We start from the raw sequence: 18,177 nt of genomic DNA, 5'->3' as shown, positions 1-18,177 counted from the left end.
ACTACCTCAGCCGTTGGGCCCTACTGTCGCAACGATGGTCACTTGCTTGTTGTCCGGTATTTCCTGGTAGGCCAGCACATGCAATCCAGGGACTGCGAGGCGGCCAAAGCGCGAGAGCATCGCGCGGATCGGGCCAGCGACCAAAAGGATCACCGGCTGACCTTGCATTTCCTGACGCTGCGCCGCTTCGATGAGCGAACGCTGCAGCTTCTCGGCCATGCTTGGCTCCAGCAGAACACCCTCTTCCGAGCCTTGTCCTGCCTTCTGCAGACTATTGAGCAATATTTGTTCCAACCTTGGTTCCAAGGTGATCACAGGCAGCTCCGACTCAGTGCCTACAATGCTTTGGACGATGGCGCGGGATACGCCGACCCGCACAGCGGCCACCAACGCGGCGGTATCTTGACTCTTCGCGGCGTTGTTGGCGATGGCTTCGGCAATGCTGCGGATATCGCGCACCGGCACGTGTTCGGCGAGCAACGCTTGCAGCACTTTGAGCAACTGCGACAACGAGACCACGCCCGGCACCAGTTCTTCTGCCAGTTTCGGCGAGCTTTTGGCCAGCAATTGCATGAGTTGCTGCACTTCTTCGTGGCCGATCAGCTCACTGGAGTGCTTGTACAGAATCTGGTTCAAGTGCGTCGCGACCACGGTGCTGGCGTCGACCACGGTGTAACCGAGCGATTGTGCCTGCGCACGCTGGCTGATTTCGATCCACACCGCCTCCAGGCCGAAAGCCGGATCTTTGGCGTTGATACCGTTGAGCGTGCCGTAGACCTGGCCCGGGTTGATCGCCAGTTCGCGATCCGGGTAGATCTCGGCTTCGGCCAGAATCACGCCCATCAGGGTCAGGCGATAGGCGCTTGGCGCCAGATCGAGGTTGTCGCGGATGTGCACGGTCGGCATGAGGAAGCCCAGATCCTGCGAGAGCTTCTTGCGCACGCCCTTGATCCGCGCCAGCAATTGCCCGCCCTGATTGCGGTCCACCAGCGGGATCAAGCGGTAGCCGACTTCCAGACCAATCATGTCGATTGGCGTCACGTCGTCCCAGCCCAGCTCCTTGGTTTCCATGGCACGGGCCGGCGACGGCAGCAGTTCCTGCTGACGCTTGACCTCTTCCAGCGCCACGACTTTCGCGACGTTCTGCTTCTTCCAGAACAGGTACGCGCCGCCAGCGGCCAGCGCAGCCATGCTCAGGAACGAGAAGTGCGGCATGCCCGGCACCAGGCCCATGACCGCCATCAGACCTGCAGCCACCGCCAGCGCTTTCGGCGAGGCGAACATCTGGCGATTGATCTGCTTGCCCATGTCTTCCGAACCGGAAGCACGGGTCACCATGATCGCTGCTGCTGTCGATAACAACAGTGATGGCAATTGCGCCACTAAACCGTCACCGATGGTCAGCAAGGCGTAAACCCGGCCGGCATCGCCGAAGCTCATGTTGTGCTGGAAGATACCAACGGCCATACCGCCGATGAGGTTGATGAACAGAATCAGCAGGCCGGCGATGGCGTCACCACGGACGAACTTGCTGGCACCGTCCATCGAACCGTAGAACTCGGCCTCTTGGGCGACTTCCTGACGACGCATCTTGGCCTGGTTCTGGTCGATCAGACCGGCGTTGAGGTCGGCGTCGATCGCCATTTGTTTGCCGGGCATCGCATCGAGGGTGAAACGTGCGCTCACCTCGGAAATCCGCCCGGCACCCTTGGTCACCACGACGAAGTTGATGATCATCAAAATCGCGAAGACCACGATACCGACCACGTAGTTACCGCCGATCACCACTTCACCGAAGGCCTGAATCACCTTACCGGCAGCGGCGTGGCCGTCCTGACCGTGGAGCATTACAACGCGCGTCGACGCCACGTTCAACGCCAGCCGCAACAACGTCGCGACCAGCAGAATCGTCGGGAACACGGCGAAATCCAGCGGCCGCAGCGCATACACGCAGACCAGCAGAACGACAATCGACAGCGCGATGTTGAAGGTGAAGAACACGTCGAGCAGGAACGGCGGCACCGGCAACATCATCATCGCCAGCATCACCAGCAACAGCAACGGCACGCCCAGATTGCCTCGACTGAGGTCGGCAACGTTAGTGCGTGCTGTGTTGAATAACTGAGAGCGATCCACCGGTTTTCCCCGTTCCTTTAAAGCAAACTTTTGACGCCCAGAGCGGGCTCACGGCGGGTACTGCAAGAAGCTTTCCAACTTTTGCCGGGGAATGAAATAGAGGGTTTTGTTCAAGGAATTTTCGCTGATTGGACCGGCCCTTTCGCGAGCAGGCTCGCTCCCACAGGGAACCGCATTCCAAATATCAGATTGAAATGCAATCCAAATGTGGGAGCGAGCCTGCTCGCGAAGACGCCCTTATGTCCGGCACAAATTTTTCGATTTAAACGAAGCTGTTTAAAAGACACCTGCAGACACGGTCTCAAGGCTACAAATCCTTGCGCCTTTGCCTACGGTCAAGCCAGAATCCGCCGGCTTGTGCGCCTTGGGGTCGGGTTCTATTGTGGTCCGGTCGCTGACGAATCAGCGATCGGGTTTAGCGACTCGAATTCAAGTCAAAGGTGCATCGGCGTTCCAGGCTTCGTTGCGGATCTGTATTTTCGCAATTTCGTCATGGTGGCTGTATGCGGGAGACCCTCGGGTCTGCCGGGTGCCTTTGACCGGTTCGCTAACCTGCGTACAGCCGCCACCCTCCCTGTTTAGCGACAGGTTGTAGCGGCTCCACTTCAAAGGAGCTTCACCATGATCAAACCAACACCCAACCCACCCGAAACCGACCCCACCTCCCCCTACGAATCCCTCGATTCGAAAAAACTCCACGAAGCCGCCGACCGCGCGCTCGATCACTACCTCTGCCCACCCGGCTCCACGCCGCCGCCACGTAAAACCCGCCGGATGTACGCGGTCACTGCGGACTTCAAAAACGAGGAACTGCTGGCCGATGCCAGCGAAACACTCGCTTCAGCCAGAACCATCGCCCATGACTTCGCCCACCTCATACCCGCGTCACAGCGCAGGACGCTGCTGGGGATTGCGCAACTGATCATGCTCGGCGAGCTGGCGGTGAATCGGGTTATGGATAATCTGGAGTTGCCGCAGTAGCGACACGCGATGATCGTTCCCACGCTCCTGCGTGGGAATGCCTCAACGGACGCTCCGCGTTCGGCTCTGGAAGGGACGCGGAGCGTCCCGGGCTGCATTCCCACGCAGAGCGTGGGAATGATCAATGAGACGTTGTGGCTGCTCGCGAAGGCGACCTTACAACCAACGCATGTTTCAGCCATAAAAAAACGCCGCACCGCGCAATCGGGACGGCGTTTTTTAATGCCGGTTACTGCGCAGTCAGTATCTGCTTGGGTGCAATATTGCCGAAGCTCAGTTGCTTGCCGTTGACGTAGCGCGTACCCCGCAAAACTTGCTCACCTTCGACCTCAACGAAGTCCTCATCCATGTACATCAGCACGACTTTGGTCATCGGCGCAATGACGCCCGGGATCGTCACATCACTTTGCAGCAGATTGAGCGCCCAATGAAACTGGATGACCGGCAGTTCACCGATTTTGATCTGGCAAGTGTCATCCAGCGACTTGAAGTCTCTGCGTGCAGTCACGCGTAGCTTGCGCCCGACCTGCACAAACTCCGGTTTGCCATAACGCACCCTCCGTTGAGGACCGGTCGCCCATTGATCGTTGTAATACCGGGCCGAGGTAAAGAGCCCGAACAACGCCTGGTTGTCGCTGATTTTTCCAGCCGCATCGAACAGGTAGTTGTAGGAGTAGTGGTCAGCCAAACCATCCAGCTCGGGCCTGATGGCGTTGACCGGACTGCCGAGGTAGTCCGGGATATAGGCGTTGGCCATTTGCACAAAGTGGGTAAAGTCCAGATCCATGTCGAAGGTGACCTCGTAACGAATGGCGTTTTCCTTCGGGTTTTCCTCCAACCGCCCCGAAACATACTCCAGGGTCATCCCTTCAAGCTTGCGATAGATACGCTCTGCCATGATCGTGCTCCGAAACTGCGGAGAAATTCCGCAATCCATGTCATCGATTTTCACGGCAGCCGTCTACTGTCAGAACTAACAGGTACAGGGGCATTCCAGACAGACGGTAACCGTCAGAAAACCCGGCGGAGCGGCAAATCATTCTTGAGCGAATCAAGGTGACGACGGATCTGGTAGCCGGGGATTTCAGTACGGACCACCTTTTCACCCAGATAATTTTCCGCTCTTTTGCCTTTTAAACTCAGTTGTTTAAAAGACACCTTCAGATACGCCTTTGAGGCTACAAATCCTTGCGCCTTTGCCTACAGCCAAGCCAGAATCCGCCGGCTTGTGCGCTTTGGGGTCGGGTTCTATTGTGGGTCGGTCGCTGATGAATCAGCGATCGGGTTTAGCGACTCGGACCATCTCAGTGCATCAGCGTTCGTGGCTTCGTTGTGGGACTGTTCGCCCGCAATTACGTTATGGCGGCTGTATGCGGGAGACCTTTGGGTCTACCGGGGTGCCTGTGACCGGTTCGCTAACCTGCGTACAGCTGCCACCTTCACTTGTTTAGCGACAGGGAAAGAGTGGCTCCATAACCTCAGGAGTTTCACCATGATCAAACCAACACCCAACCCACCCGAAATCGATCTCGCCTCCCCCTACGAATCCCTCGATTCAAAAAAGCTCCACGAAGCCGCCGACCGCGCGCTCGACCACTACCTCTGCCCACCCGGCTCCACGCCGCCGCCACGTAAAACCCGCCGGATGTACGCGGTCACTGCGGACTTCAAAAACGAGGAACTGCTGGCCGATGCCAGCGAAACACTCGCTTCAGCCAGAACCATCGCCCATGACTTTGCCCATCTGATACCGGCGTCCCAGCGCAGGACGCTGTTGGGGATTGCGCAACTGATCATGCTGGGAGAGCTGGCGGTGAATCGGGTTATGGATAATCTGGAGTTGCCGAACTAGTTCGGGTACTGATCGTTCCCACGCTCCTGCGTGGGAATGCCTCAACGGACGCTCTGCGTTCGGCTTTGGAAGGGACGCGGAGCGTCCCGGGCTGCATTCCTTTGCTGCGCGTGGGAACGATCATAAAAAACCGCCGCCCCGTTCAGCGGTTTTGCAAACGGTTGCTCAATACCGAAGGATTTTCACTTTTCCATTTTTGCTTTTGGGTAATTCGAACTCGACCTCGCCGCCCACTTTGACGTTCGCCTGTTGGGCATCGGCCAATCGAATGCTGAATCGGTATTCTTTGGCCGTCAGAAAAAAACCCGTGGCCTCAGCAAAGGAAATACATCGTCCCGAGGGCTTCGGCGTGATGGTGCCCCTTCCGGTTTTTTCGTCATAACTGCTGAAAATACCTTTCATTGCCGTGCTCCCTTGCACTCGCTCGCCTGACCGCGCCAGGTTCGCGGCGCCACCTTGCATCAAACTGCAAAATAGCGGCGAGCGCACCTGTCAGAGTTGACAGTCAAGAGAGGTCTCAGACCAATGGCTGCACGGCAGCGTCAGGAATCGCGGCGCAGATCCGGCGGAATCGGCAAGTCGTCCTTGAGCGGATCCGGGCGTTTGCCCTTGCCCGCGCGGTACTGGCGGATCTGGTAGACGTAGGCCAGCACCTGAGCCACCGCCAGATACAGTCCACCGGGGATTTCCTGCTCAAGCTCGGTGGAGTAATAGATCGAACGCGCCAGCCCAGGCGATTCGAGGAGCATGACGTTGTTGGCGGCGGCGATTTCACGGATTTTCAGGGCGAGGAAGTCGCTGCCCTTGGCCAGCAGAACGGGTGCGCCGCCCTTCTCCGAGTCGTACTTGAGCGCGACGGCGTAGTGGGTCGGGTTGGTGATGACCACGTCGGCGTCGGGAATTGCCGCCATCATGCGGCGCTGGGACATTTCGCGCTGGGTCTGGCGGATGCGCTGTTTGACTTCCGGGCGCCCTTCCTGATCCTTGTGCTCGTCGCGCACTTCCTGCTTGGTCATCAGCAGTTTTTTGTGGGCTTCCCAGAGCTGCACCGGCACGTCGACGGCGGCGATGATGATCAGACCGCAGGCCAGCCACAACGTACTCCAGCCGACCAGCGTGACGCTGTGGATGATCGCCATCTCCAGCGGCTCGTGAGCGATCCGCATCAAGTCATCGACGTCCGATAACAGCACCACCAACGCCACCCCCAAGGTGACCGAAAACTTGGCCAGCGCCTTGAGCAGTTCGACCACAGCCTTGAACGAAAACATTCGCTTCAGGCCGGCTGCGGGGTTCATCCGGCTGAATTTTGGCGCCATCGAGCCCGCCGCGAATAGCCAGCCACCGAGAGAGATTGGTCCGATCAGGGCGGCCAGCAATAGCGTGATCATGAACGGCTGAATGGCTACCAGCGCCATCTGACCCGACTGCAACAAGAATGCGCCCATGGAACCCTGATCCATGATCACCTCACGCGACAGCGTGAAATTCAGGCGCATCAGTTCCATCAGGTCTTCGGCCAGCATGCCGCCGAACACCAGCAGCGCGCCGGCACCGGCCATCATCACGGCAAGGGTATTGAGTTCTTTGGAGCGGGCAATCTCACCCTTCTCACGGGAATCCTTTTTGCGTTTCTCCGTGGGGTCTTCTGTTTTGTCCTGACCGCTTTCGCTCTCTGCCATGACTCAGCGCGCCCGTGCCAGTTCGCGTAGCAGCTGCAGGGCCTCGGTGGCCAGCGGCTGGTACTGATTGAGAATGTCCGCCAGACCGACCCAGACAATGAACAGGCCAAGCACCAGGGTCAGCGGAAAACCGATGGAGAAAATGTTCAGTTGCGGCGCGGCGCGGGTCATCACGCCAAACGCGATGTTGACCACCAGCAGCGCAGTGACCGCCGGCAACACCAGCAGCAACGCCGCCCCCAGCACCCAACCGAGTTTGCCAGCCAGCTCCCAGTAATGCGCGGTCATCAGACCGCTGCCGACCGGTAGCGTGGTGAAGCTTTCGGTGAGCACTTCGAAGACCACCAAGTGGCCGTTCATCGACAGGAACAGTAGCGTCACGAGCATGGTGAAGAACTGCCCGATCACCGCCACCGAGACGCCGTTGGCCGGGTCGACCATCGAGGCGAAGCCCATACCCATCTGGATCGCGACAATTTGCCCGGCCACGGCAAACGCCTGGAAAAACAGCTGCAGGGAAAACCCGAGCACGGCGCCGACGAGGATCTGCTCGGCAATCAACATCAAGCCACTCAGGTCCAGCGGGCTGACCGGTGGCATCGGCGGCAGGCTCGGCACAATCGCCACGGTAATGGCCACGGCGAAATACAAGCGCACCCGGCGCGACACCAGGGTGGTGCCGAACACCGGCATGACCATCAGCATCGACGCCACGCGAAACAGCGGCAACATGAACGAGGCCACCCAGGTACTGATCTGGGTGTCGGTCAGCTGAAGCAGCGATTGCATGGCTTAGCCGATGACCATCGGGATGTTTTTGTACAACTGGATGATGTATTCCATGAACGTCTGCACGATCCACGGACCGCCGATGATCAACGTCACCAGCATCACCAGCAGACGCGGCAGGAAGCTCAGGGTCTGTTCGTTGATCTGGGTCGCGGCCTGGAACATCGCCACCAGCAAGCCGACCAACAGGCTCGGCACCACCAGAATCGCGACCATCAAGGTGGTCAGCCACAGCGCTTCACGAAAGATATCGACCGCGACTTCCGGCGTCATGGCGAGACACCTCCAAAACTGCTGGCCAGGGTGCCGATGATCAGCGCCCAGCCATCGACCAGCACAAACAGCATGATCTTGAACGGCAGCGAAATGATCAGCGGCGAGAGCATCATCATACCCATCGCCATCAGCACACTGGCCACGACGAGGTCGATGATCAGGAACGGGATGAAGATCATGAAGCCGATCTGGAACGCGGTTTTCAGCTCAGAGGTGACGAACGCCGGCACCAGAATGGTCAACGGCGCCTGATCCGGCGTGGCGATGTCGGTGCGCTTGGACAGACGCATGAACAGCTCCAGATCGCTGGTGCGGGTCTGTGCGAGCATGAAGTCCTTGATCGGCACCTGGGCCTTTTCCACCGCTTGCTGAGCGGTGAGTTTTTCCGCCAGATACGGTTGCAGCGCGTCGTTGTTCACCCGATCGAACACCGGGGCCATGATGAACAGGGTCAGGAACAGCGCCATGCCGGTGAGGATCTGGTTCGACGGTGTCTGTTGCAGGCCGAGGGCCTGACGCAGGATCGAGAAGACGATGATGATCCGGGTGAAACTGGTCATCAGAATCACGGCCGCCGGAATGAAGCTCAGGGCGGTCATGATCAGCAGGATCTGCAGACTGACCGAATACTCCTGCGCGCCATCGGCGTTGGTGCCCAGCGTGATCGCCGGGATCGACAACGGATCGGCGGCGAACGCCAAAGGCGCGGCCAGCAACAGGGCCAGCGTCAAGACGATGCGTAGCGCACCCATTACTTCTTATCCTTCTGATCCTTGCCGAGAATTTTCAGCAGATGCTGGGCAAATTCCGGGGTCGCTTTTTCACTGGTCGCAGGCACGTCGACCGGTTCCTTGAGCACATGCAGCGCGGTGATAGTGCCGGGGCTCAAGCCGAGCAGAATCTGCTCGTTGCCGACCTGCACCAGCAGCAAACGGTCACGCGGACCGAGCGCGCGCGAACCGATCAGCTCGATCACCTGGCCCTTGCCGGCCGGACCTGCCTGCTGCACCCGGCGCAACAGCCAGGCGAGAAAGAAGATCACCCCCAGCACCAGCAACAGGCCGAACACCAGTTGCGTCAGTTGCCCGGCCACGCCGCTGTTGACCATCGGCGCAGTGGCAGCAGGCACGGTAGTGGCTGTCGACGGCTCGGCGGCCAGCACGCTCAATGGCAATGCCAGCAAAGCCCAGAGAAACCGTTTCACTCAGCGCAGCTTCTTGATGCGTTCGCTTGGGCTGATCACGTCAGTCAGGCGGATGCCGAACTTTTCGTTGACCACCACCACTTCACCGTGCGCGATCAGCGTGCCGTTGACCAGCACGTCCAACGGTTCGCCGGCCAGACGATCAAGCTCGATCACCGAACCCTGGTTCAATTGCAGCAGGTTGCGGATGTTGATGTCGGTGCTGCCCACTTCCATCGAGATCGAGACAGGGATGTCGAGGATGACGTCCAGGTTCGGGCCGTCCAGTGTCACTGGATCGTTGTTCTTCGGCACGCTGCCGAACTCTTCCATCGGCAGACGCGAGCCGCTGGCTGCGTCGGCGGCCAGCAGGGCGTCGATGTCAGCTTGACCATCACCGGTTTCTTCCAGGGCAGCAGCCCATTCGTCAGCCAGTGCCTGGTCGTCCTGGGCGTTCATATCGTCGTTCATCATTTGTCCTCGGCGGGCAAAAATTCAGTTAAATGCTTGGGGGGTTGGAGCGCCGCTTCAGCGACGCTCGATCGGCTCGATCACCTGCAACGCGAGGTTGCCTTTGTGCGAGCCCATCTTGACCTTGAAGGCCGGCACGCCGTTGGCGCGCATGATCATTTCGTCCGGCATCTCGACCGGGATCACATCCCCCGGCTGCATGTGCAGGATGTCGCGCAACTTCAACTGGCGGCGAGCCACGGTGGCGCCAATCGGCACGTCGACATCGAGCACGTCCTGGCGCAGGGCATTGACCCAGCGCTCGTCCTGATCGTCGAGGTCCGACTGGAAACCGGCGTCGAGCATTTCGCGTACCGGCTCGATCATCGAGTACGGCATGGTCACGTGCAGGTCGCCGCCACCGCCGTCCAGTTCGATGTGGAACGTGGAGACCACGATCGCTTCGCTCGGGCCGACGATGTTGGCCATGGCCGGGTTCACTTCCGAGTTGATGTACTCGAAATTGACTTCCATGATCGCCTGCCAGGCTTCTTTCAAATCGACGAAGGCCTGTTCCAGCACCATGCGCACCACGCGCAGTTCGGTCGGGGTGAATTCACGCCCTTCGATCTTGGCGTGACGGCCGTCGCCGCCGAAGAAGTTGTCCACCAGTTTGAACACCAGTTTGGCGTCGAGGATGAACAGCGCGGTACCACGCAACGGTTTGATCTTGACCAGGTTGAGGCTGGTCGGTACGTACAGCGAGTGCACGTATTCGCCGAACTTCATTACCTGTACGCCACCAACGGCAACGTCCGCCGAGCGGCGCAGCATGTTGAACATGCTGATGCGGGTGTAACGGGCAAAACGCTCGTTGATCATTTCCAGAGTCGGCATGCGTCCACGGACGATGCGATCCTGGCTGGTCAGGTCGTAGCTTTTGACACTGCCGGGTTCGGCAGCGTTATCGGTCTGTACCAGACCATCGTCGACGCCATGCAACAGCGCGTCGATTTCATCCTGGGACAGCAGATCCTGCACGGCCATGTCGTGTTCCTACTGCAGTACGAAATTAGTGAAAAGCAACTGTTCGATCACCACTTTGCCCAGCTCCTTCTGCGCCACTTCCTGGACGCTGGCTGTGGCCTTCTGGCGCAACATCTCCTGGCCGACCGGGGTCGCCAAAGTGGCGAAATCCTGACCGGAGAAGAGCATCACCAGGTTGTTGCGGATCACCGGCATGTGCACTTTGAGCGCTTCCAGATCGGCCTGATTACGCGCCAGCATGGTGATGCTCACCTGCATGTAGCGCTGACGGCCGTTCTGGTTGTAGTTGGCGACAAAGGCCGGCGCCATCGGCTCGAAAATCGCCGGCTGCTTGCCGACAGGCGCTGCATCAGCGGCTTCGGCAGGCTTGCTCTGAGCGCTGTGCATGAAGAACCAGGTCGCCCCCACGGACGCGCCAATGGCCAGCAGCAACGCCAGCACGATCACAATGATCAGCTTGAGTTTGCCTTTGGTTGCGGGGTCTTTCACTGCTGCTGTTTCGCTCTTCGCCATGCCAATAATCCGTCACTAATCGGGTTTTCACAGTCGCACGGCAAGGCAAGAGCAAGTGTTATGCCAGAAGTGTCGGTAGTGCTGGAGACAACGCTAAAGTCAAAGGCACCCTCACCCCAGCCCTCTCCCGGAGGGAGAGGGGGCCGACCGAGGTGTCTTGCGTTAAACATCGACCTGAAAGACCGAGTCGATTAGAGATTCACAGCAGAAGTATCAGGTCGGCGTACTTCAAGAGCATCCCCCAATCGGTCCCCTCTCCCTCTGGGAGAGGGCTAGGGTGAGGATTTTCAGGGGGCCGACCGAGGTGCAAGACGTCAAACACCGACCTGCACGACCAAGTCGATTATGGATTCACAGCAGAAGTATCAGGTCGGCGTACTTCAAGAGCATCCCCCAATCGGTCCCCTCTCCCTCTGGGAGAGGGCTAGGGTGAGGGTTTTCAGGGGGCCGACCGAGGTGCAAGACGTCAAACACCGACCTGCAAGACCGAGTCGATTATGGATTCACAGCAGCAGTATCCGGTCGGCGCGCTTCGCAAGCATCCCCCAATCAGTCCCCTCTCCCTCCGGGAGAGGGCTAGGGTGAGGGGCTCTTGATTTTGCTCAGGCGTAATAGTCGACCGCGCTGCTGCCAATCACGCTGGTGGTTTGCGCAGCAGCTTCAGCAATAGCGGCAGGCGCCAACTCTTCATCCGCCGAATCGAGGCGACCGCCAGCAGCGCTGGTGCGGCCACTCTGGCCCTGCTGCGCCTGTTCCTGACCTTGCTGGCCCTGCCAGCCACGGCTCTGGTCGGAGACACTGACGTCGACCTGGCCCATGCCCTGCTGGTTGAACATGTCGCGCAGGCGATGCATCTGACCATCCAGCGCTTCACGCACACTCGGGTGCGCACTCATGAACGTAACCTGGGTCTGTTGGTCCGGGACCATGTTCACGCGAATGTCCAGACGCCCCAGCTCCGCTGGCTGCAACTGAATGTCCGCTGCCTTGAGATTGGCGCTCGACAGATACATGACGCGGTTGACGATTTCTTCGGTCCAGCCGCTCTGGTGCATGGCGATCGGCTGATTCACCGGCACCGCGTTCGCAGTCTTCGGCGTGGCGGCCTGAGTCAGCGCCGCCAGACGGTTGGCGAAGTCATCGACGCGGGTATCGCTGGTCGCTGTCTTGAGATCTTTGAGGCCGTCGTCGATCAAGCCGCTGAACGCTTTGTCGCCGCCCTGACTGGTGCTGTCCTTGTCGGCTTGCACGTCGAGCATGCTGGCCATGCCGGCAGCGAAGTTCTGCGCCGCAGTCAATTCGCCGTCGGCCTGAGCCTGGGCCGGCGAAGACTTTGGTTGCGCCTGGCTGGCGGCGGAAATGTGCCCGCCCTGCTCCATCGCCATGCGCACGGCCGGCATCGAGTCGAGGGGATCGGCCGAAGGGTCGAAATCGCTGTCGGTGGTCGGTGCCGGATCTTTGACCACTCCCGGCAAAACGGCGAGCGCGGGGGTTTCGGCTTCGGGCTGGGTGGCGGCCGGGGCTTGCACTACGGGCGCGCTGACAACCGGCTGCACAGCAACGACCAAGGCCGGATCAAGTGTCGGGTCAACCGGCGCGGCATCAACCACCGGCGTCTGGGCCGTGTTGCTGCTGTCGTCGCTGCTGGCGGTAGTGTCATCGGTCGCCGTGGTTTTATCGGCAGGCAAGTCGTTGCCGCTATCGGCAACCGCCGGTTGCGCAGCGGCAGACTGATCCTTGGCGATATCTTTTTTACCGCTGTTGTCAGCGACCTTGTCACGCGACGATTTGGGCGAATTGTCTGCGCTGGCAACCGGCTTGCTCGATCCCTGATCGGCGAACACTTTCGCGAAGCTTGAGGCTTTATCCCCGGTATCTACGGCCATGGCCGACGTTTTGGCCGAGGCGGCTTGCGCCTTGGCCTGAGCGGCATTCTGAAGAAGGATGTTGGGGGTCGCAGGCATGAAACGGTCTCCGCTGCACTGGGATCGTAGGTACAGTTGGGGGAGATAGCTGCAAGTGCCGGGCCAATTTTGCCCGGCGCCTGAAAAAAGCGCCGGACGATGGGATCAGTGTGTATGAGCGGGATGTTTTTCTCTTTCGTAGACCGGGCGAACTTCAGCAAATTCGTCACTGATCTCAGCGACCAGTTTGACTATTTCCGCCGAACTCTTGTCTTTGGCGTTCGACTCCAACTCCTGGCAGAGCACCGCCAACCGGACAGCGCCCATGTTACTGGCGCTGCCCTTGAAGCTATGGGCAAGCTCCGACAATGCCTTCGCATCCGAGGTCTTTTGCAACTCGCCCAAGCGATTTTCGGAATCCGTCAAAAAGGTATCCAGAAGCTCCGGATAACCCTCCTCCATGACATCGCGCAGCACGCTCAGCGCCTCGCGATCAATATGTGTGTCAGCCACTTGCTCACTCCTTGATCAAGAATTGCGCGGATTATGCCTCAACCTCCCAGGAAAACTCCACGCGGGCACTACGACCTTCGTCCGACCAACTGGCGTTGCGCCCCAATTGCCGGACCAGACTGACGCCACGCCCCGACAAACGGACACCGTCCAGCGGCCGCCCCATGACCCGCGCCACATCAAAACCCTTGCCGCTGTCTTCCACGCAAATCACCAGACAACCGCCCTCGCCCTGCGGTTGCACCTGCAAATGCACGCGCACGAAACCGTCCTGCAGCGCTTCCAGCCGCTCATTGCGCTGCTGGTAGTAGCGAGCGAAACCCGCCGCATCGCGCTTGAGACCGGAATCCAGCCCCAGCACGCCATGCTCCAGTGCGTTGGAATACAACTCGGCGAGCACACTGTACAAAGCGCCACTCTGCGCCCGCAGCCCATGCACCTCAAGCAGCAACTGCAACAGGTACGGCAACGGATTGAAACGCTTTAGCGTCGCGCCACGGAATTCGAAGCTCACCGACCAGTCCAGCGGACAAGACTGGCCGCTGTCGGAATACACCGGCGCCGACGGCTTGACCTGCGCCGGTTCCAGCAGGCTGACCTCGACCATGCTGACATCGTCGCGGGCCTCGCCGCGAAAATCCCGCAGCGCCTGCTCGATATCCTCGAACAAGCGATCCGGCTCACGATTGGCGGCAAACACCCGCTGCAAACGCTCGACACCGAACAGCTGATCGCTGGCATCGCTGGTGTCGATCACGCCGTCGGACAACAGGAACACCCGATCACCGGCAGCCATCGGATGCACCTCCGTACAGTCGTCGAACGCTTGCGCGCTCAACACGCCCAACGGCAAATGTCGCGCCGCCAGCGGCACACGCTCACCCGTGGCGATGCGATGCAGATAACCGTCGGGCATGCCGCCGTTCCACACCTCGACCGAACGTCGCTGAAAACTCAGACAGAGCAGCGTCGCACAACAGAACATGTCCACCGGCAGGATGCGTTTGAGTTTGGCGTTCATTTCGCGCAGGGTTTCCGCCAGGCCGTAACCCTTGGCGGTCATGCCATAAAACACCTCGGCCAAGGGCATCGCCCCGACTGCTGCCGGCAGGCCATGACCGGTGAAATCCCCGAGCAATACATGCATGTCACCCGCCGGCGTGTAGGCCGCCAGCAGTAAATCGCCGTTGAACAACGCATAGGGAGATTGCAGGTAACGAATGTTCGGCGCGCTCAGGCAGCCGGCGTGCGCGACCTTGTCGAACACGGCTTTGGCCACGCGCTGTTCGTTGAGCAGGTAATCGTGGTGTTTGGCGATCAGGTCGCGCTGTTGCAGCACGGTCGCCTGCAATCGGCGCAAGCGATCCATCGCCTTGATTTTGGCGGCGAGGATCACGGGGTTGTAGGGCTTCGCCAGAAAGTCGTCACCACCCGCCTCCAGACATCGCGCCAGCGCTTCGCTTTCAGTCAGCGACGTGAGGAAGATGATCGGCACCAGCGTTTCGCCCGCCAGCGCCTTGATTTGCCGCGCGGCTTCGAAGCCATCCATGACCGGCATCATCGCGTCCATCAAGACCAGATCGGGTTGCTGGCGGCGAAACAGATCGACCGCCTCGGCCCCGTTGGCCGCTGTCAGGACCTGGTGACCCTGGCGGCGGACGATGGTCGAGAGCAGCAGGCGGTCGGCGGCACTGTCTTCGGCGATCAGTATGGTCAGCGGCTCTTGCGCCTGCATGGCCGTCAACTGATATCGAAGAGTTTGTCGAAGTTTGAGATGGCGAGGATCTTGCGCACGTCGGAGTTGCTGTTGACCACCCGCACGTCCGAATTGTCGCCGCCGGCGTGATCGCGCAGCAACAGCAGCATGCCCAGTGCCGAACTGTCGAGATAGGTAGCTTCTTTCAGATCAACCACAATGGATTCGGGTTTCTTGTCGAGCCGCTCATAAGATTCGCGAAATTCCTGATGGCGACCAAAATCAAACCGCCCTCTGACCGAAATCGTCAGTTTTTGACCATCTGGAGAGACTTCTGTAACGACTGACATTGACTGGCTTCCTTGTCATTGACGAACCTGTACAAGGTTTAGCACTTGCACAGGGTTGCAGCAAGGCGCAACGCAGGAACAAAAGTGGGAGCGAGCCTGCTCGCGAAGGCGTCGTGCCAGTCAACACTTGAGTCAACTGACCGGTTGCATTCGCGAGCAGGCTCGCTCCCACAAAGTCTAGCGGTGCGATTTAGAAGGGATTCTGCCGAGGCAAACGCTGAGACAGTTCGTCGAGCAATTTCTGCTCGCGCTTGTCCTCAAGGCGTTGCGCCTCTTCGCGATAACGCTGCACCAGTTTGCGCAGACCTTCGACCTTGGCGAACGCCTGTTGCCATTCCTCACGCGCCTTGTCGAGCTTGTTCTGGTGCCAGACCAGGCTCTGCCGCTGCTGATCAACCGCCGTGTCGAGTTGCGCCAGAAAGCCCTGAAAGCCCAGCAACCATTGCCCGCTCACGCCGGTGGCGCCGCGCACGATCCATTGTTCGGAATAGTCCAGACGGAAGGCATTGAGGTCGGCGAGTTTGCTTTCGGCGACCTTTACCTGACCCTGAAAATAGCCCAGGCGTTGCACGGCGGTTTTCTCGGCCTGTTCGGCCATGTCCACCACCGGCGCCAGACGCGCGGCTCGACTGACGGCGGCCATGACCGGTTAACCGCCCGCCGCCGGGGCAAACAGGGTTTCGAGGTAAGCCTGGCTTTCGCCCATATTGATTTTGTCGTTGAGGCCCTGACGCTGATAGCGCACCAACTGCGGTTGCAGGGAGATCGCCAGATCGGTCTCGCGGTCGCCACCGGCAACGTAGGCGCCAACGCTGATCAGATCGCGGCTCTGCTGGTAGCGCGACCACAACTGCTTGAAATATTGCGCGCGCTGCATGTGTTCCGGCGAAACCACCGCCGGCATCACCCGGCTGATCGAAGCCTCGATGTCGATGGCCGGATAGTGACCTTCTTCGGCCAGACGCCGGGACAACACGATATGGCCGTCGAGTACGCCTCGCGCCGAGTCGGCAATCGGGTCCTGCTGGTCATCGCCCTCGGACAACACTGTGTAGAACGCGGTAATCGAACCGCCGCCCTTCTCCGCATTACCGGCGCGCTCCACCAGCTTCGGCAGCTTGGCGAACACCGACGGCGGATAACCTTTGGTCGCGGGCGGCTCGCCGATGGCCAAGGCGATTTCCCGCTGCGCCTGGGCGAAACGGGTCAGCGAGTCCATCAGCAACAGAACGTTCTTGCCCTTGTCGCGGAAATACTCGGCGATCCGCGTGCAATACATCGCCGCGCGCAGACGCATCAGCGGCGCATCGTCCGCTGGCGAGGCAACCACCACGGAGCGCTTGAGGCCTTCTTCACCGAGGCTATGCTCGATGAATTCCTTAACTTCGCGACCCCGCTCACCGATCAGGCCGACGACGATGATGTCGGCCTCGGTGAAGCGCGTCATCATGCCCAGCAACACCGATTTACCGACACCGGTACCGGCGAACAGGCCCAGACGCTGGCCACGGCCGACTGTCAGCAAACCGTTGATGCAACGGATACCGACGTCGAGCGGCACGCTGATCGGGTCACGGTTGAGCGGGTTGATCGTCGGGCCGTCCATCGGCACCCAGTCTTCCGCTTTCATGCCACCCTTGCCATCCAGCGCACGACCGGCGCCGTCGAGCACGCGACCGAGCATGCTCATGCCCATCGGCAAACGACCGGTATCAGCCAGTGGCACCACGCGGGCGCCAGGAGCGATGCCGGCGACACTGCCGACTGGCATCAGAAAGACTTTGCTGCCGGAAAAACCCATGACTTCCGCTTCCACCTGCGAGGGGTGATAGCTGTCGTCATTGATCACTAGGCAACGCGTGCCCATGGCGGCGCGCAGGCCTTCGGCTTCAAGGGTGAGGCCGACCATGCGCAGCAGGCGGCCTTCGAGAATCGGCGCGCCGGCAATCTCGGTGGCCTCAGCGTAAGTGCTCAGGCGCTTGGCGAAACTGGTGCGTTCAAGGCGCATCGGCTGCGTCCGCGAGCGGCTCTTCAGGCGAGGCCGCCGGTTTTACGTCTTCAGCAATGTCCAGCGTCAGATCCGCTTCAGCCGGGTGCAAAGCCTGCTCGTGCAACTGATCGAACAGCTTGGCCATGACCTGAGTGACGCGGGTTTCAATGCTCGCATCGATGCGGCTGTGCTCGGTTTCAACCCGGCAGCCGCCCGGCAACAGCGATTCATCTTCGACGATGCGCCAGGTTTCCTCATGACGTTCGCGCAAAGCCTTGGCCTGTTCGAAGTCCTGCGGATTGACGTACAGGCGCACGTTGTCGACGCCCAGCGGCAACAGCTTGAGGGCATCGCGCATGACGTGTTCGATCTGGCTGGAATCGATGGCCAGTTCGCGCTTGATCACCTGTTTGGTGATGTGTTGCACAAGGTCGACCAGCGACTTTTCGATCTGCGTATCTTGCTCGGCGATCGGCTCGAACAGGTTCGCCATCAGTTGCTCAAGGCTGGCGAGTTTGGCGCTCAGCGCTACCTCGGCTTCCTGACGCACCTTGAGCGTGGCGCTGTGAAAACCTTCCTTTTCGCCGATGCCGAAACCCTCGTTGTAAGCCTCCTGACGAATGCTTTCGAGTTCTTCCAGAGTCAGTGGCTGGACTTCTTCCAGCGGCACTTCTTCCATTTCCGGCGGTTCGGGTTCCGGCTCAGGCTCGGGTTCCGGCTTCGGCGGATCGAAGCTGGGCATGGCCCAGGATTCGAAACCACGGACATCGCGGGCACGGATCAGATCCGTCACATCGTCGTCGTGCTTGTCCATG

The 18,177-nt window shown here is 59.9% G+C and carries 21 protein-coding genes; 2 read left to right on the top strand and 19 right to left on the bottom strand.

Annotation, left to right across the window (positions count from 1 at the left end; all coding sequences use genetic code 11):
* Positions 1–6: 6 nt before the first annotated feature.
* The gene (gene flhA / locus L8H52_RS26065) at positions 7–2,136 is read right to left on the bottom strand and encodes a flagellar biosynthesis protein FlhA (RefSeq protein ID WP_007920014.1); all 2,130 of its coding nucleotides are present in this window, start codon (positions 2,134–2,136) and stop codon (positions 7–9) included.
* Positions 2,137–2,757: 621 nt separating this feature from the next.
* Here flhA and L8H52_RS26060 point away from each other — a divergent pair.
* Complete coding sequence (locus tag L8H52_RS26060) at positions 2,758–3,117, top strand: hypothetical protein (protein ID WP_102900463.1); 360 nt, start codon at positions 2,758–2,760, stop codon at positions 3,115–3,117.
* A 229-nt stretch (positions 3,118–3,346) separates the two neighbouring features.
* On the opposite strand, the gene L8H52_RS26055 is transcribed toward L8H52_RS26060, so the two are convergent.
* Both L8H52_RS26055 and L8H52_RS26050 read right to left on the bottom strand, forming a co-directional pair.
* Positions 3,347–4,015: a hypothetical protein gene (locus L8H52_RS26055; protein ID WP_242209461.1), complete on the bottom strand. Its 669-nt coding sequence runs from the start codon at positions 4,013–4,015 to the stop codon at positions 3,347–3,349.
* A gap of 113 nt (positions 4,016–4,128) precedes the next feature.
* The gene (locus L8H52_RS26050; RefSeq protein WP_242209460.1) at positions 4,129–4,275 is read right to left on the bottom strand and encodes a hypothetical protein; all 147 of its coding nucleotides are present in this window, start codon (positions 4,273–4,275) and stop codon (positions 4,129–4,131) included.
* Between the two features lie 334 nt (positions 4,276–4,609).
* Here L8H52_RS26050 and L8H52_RS26045 point away from each other — a divergent pair, with 334 nt between their 5' ends.
* Entirely contained in the window at positions 4,610–4,969 is a 360-nt protein-coding gene (locus L8H52_RS26045; RefSeq protein ID WP_242209459.1) for a hypothetical protein, read from the top strand.
* Between the two features lie 165 nt (positions 4,970–5,134).
* On the opposite strand, the gene L8H52_RS26040 is transcribed toward L8H52_RS26045, so the two are convergent.
* The 16 genes from L8H52_RS26040 to fliH form a co-directional block, all read right to left on the bottom strand.
* Positions 5,135–5,371 (bottom strand): hypothetical protein, encoded by a 237-nt coding sequence (locus L8H52_RS26040; RefSeq protein ID WP_242209458.1) that lies wholly within the window; start codon positions 5,369–5,371, stop codon positions 5,135–5,137.
* 140 nt (positions 5,372–5,511) lie between these two features.
* Positions 5,512–6,651: a flagellar biosynthesis protein FlhB gene (gene flhB, locus L8H52_RS26035; RefSeq protein ID WP_242209457.1), complete on the bottom strand. Its 1,140-nt coding sequence runs from the start codon at positions 6,649–6,651 to the stop codon at positions 5,512–5,514.
* A gap of 3 nt (positions 6,652–6,654) precedes the next feature.
* Positions 6,655–7,440, bottom strand: a complete 786-nt coding sequence (fliR, locus tag L8H52_RS26030; RefSeq protein ID WP_127926320.1) for a flagellar biosynthetic protein FliR — start codon at positions 7,438–7,440, stop codon at positions 6,655–6,657.
* Between the two features lie 3 nt (positions 7,441–7,443).
* The gene (gene fliQ, locus L8H52_RS26025; protein ID WP_038363854.1) at positions 7,444–7,713 is read right to left on the bottom strand and encodes a flagellar biosynthesis protein FliQ; all 270 of its coding nucleotides are present in this window, start codon (positions 7,711–7,713) and stop codon (positions 7,444–7,446) included.
* A complete protein-coding gene (fliP, locus tag L8H52_RS26020) occupies positions 7,710–8,468 on the bottom strand; it encodes a flagellar type III secretion system pore protein FliP (protein WP_007920027.1) in 759 nt (252 codons plus the stop codon). The genes fliQ and fliP overlap by 4 nt, the downstream gene beginning before the upstream one ends.
* Positions 8,468–8,920 (bottom strand): flagellar biosynthetic protein FliO, encoded by a 453-nt coding sequence (fliO, locus tag L8H52_RS26015; RefSeq protein ID WP_242209456.1) that lies wholly within the window; start codon positions 8,918–8,920, stop codon positions 8,468–8,470. Before fliO ends, fliP begins: the two co-directional genes overlap by 1 nt.
* The gene (fliN, locus tag L8H52_RS26010) at positions 8,921–9,373 is read right to left on the bottom strand and encodes a flagellar motor switch protein FliN (protein WP_162835973.1); all 453 of its coding nucleotides are present in this window, start codon (positions 9,371–9,373) and stop codon (positions 8,921–8,923) included.
* A gap of 54 nt (positions 9,374–9,427) precedes the next feature.
* Positions 9,428–10,396 carry a flagellar motor switch protein FliM gene (fliM, locus tag L8H52_RS26005; RefSeq protein WP_007920032.1) on the bottom strand — a complete coding sequence of 323 codons (969 nt, stop codon included), beginning with the start codon at positions 10,394–10,396 and terminating at the stop codon, positions 9,428–9,430.
* A 9-nt stretch (positions 10,397–10,405) separates the two neighbouring features.
* Positions 10,406–10,909: a flagellar basal body-associated protein FliL gene (gene fliL / locus L8H52_RS26000; protein WP_007920033.1), complete on the bottom strand. Its 504-nt coding sequence runs from the start codon at positions 10,907–10,909 to the stop codon at positions 10,406–10,408.
* Between the two features lie 602 nt (positions 10,910–11,511).
* The gene (locus L8H52_RS25995; protein ID WP_242209455.1) at positions 11,512–12,873 is read right to left on the bottom strand and encodes a flagellar hook-length control protein FliK; all 1,362 of its coding nucleotides are present in this window, start codon (positions 12,871–12,873) and stop codon (positions 11,512–11,514) included.
* Between the two features lie 105 nt (positions 12,874–12,978).
* Positions 12,979–13,326 carry an Hpt domain-containing protein gene (locus L8H52_RS25990; protein ID WP_242209454.1) on the bottom strand — a complete coding sequence of 116 codons (348 nt, stop codon included), beginning with the start codon at positions 13,324–13,326 and terminating at the stop codon, positions 12,979–12,981.
* A gap of 31 nt (positions 13,327–13,357) precedes the next feature.
* Positions 13,358–15,061, bottom strand: coding sequence for a fused response regulator/phosphatase (locus tag L8H52_RS25985; RefSeq protein WP_242209453.1), 1,704 nt, complete (start codon positions 15,059–15,061; stop codon positions 13,358–13,360).
* 5 nt (positions 15,062–15,066) lie between these two features.
* Entirely contained in the window at positions 15,067–15,372 is a 306-nt protein-coding gene (locus L8H52_RS25980) for an STAS domain-containing protein (RefSeq protein ID WP_242209452.1), read from the bottom strand.
* Between the two features lie 190 nt (positions 15,373–15,562).
* A complete protein-coding gene (gene fliJ, locus L8H52_RS25975) occupies positions 15,563–16,015 on the bottom strand; it encodes a flagellar export protein FliJ (RefSeq protein WP_242209451.1) in 453 nt (150 codons plus the stop codon).
* A 6-nt stretch (positions 16,016–16,021) separates the two neighbouring features.
* Positions 16,022–17,380, bottom strand: a complete 1,359-nt coding sequence (fliI, locus tag L8H52_RS25970; RefSeq protein ID WP_064119534.1) for a flagellar protein export ATPase FliI — start codon at positions 17,378–17,380, stop codon at positions 16,022–16,024.
* Complete coding sequence (gene fliH, locus L8H52_RS25965) at positions 17,370–18,176, bottom strand: flagellar assembly protein FliH (RefSeq protein ID WP_242209450.1); 807 nt, start codon at positions 18,174–18,176, stop codon at positions 17,370–17,372. The genes fliI and fliH overlap by 11 nt, the downstream gene beginning before the upstream one ends.
* Between the last annotated feature and the right edge of the window lies 1 nt (position 18,177).

Origin of the sequence: Pseudomonas sp. CROZ-RG-20F-R04-15, from assembly GCF_022662375.1 — a bacterium.
Taxonomy (GTDB): domain Bacteria; phylum Pseudomonadota; class Gammaproteobacteria; order Pseudomonadales; family Pseudomonadaceae; genus Aquipseudomonas.
The sequence above is the reverse complement of the archived record's forward strand: the minus strand, read 5'-3'. Positions and strand labels throughout refer to the sequence as shown.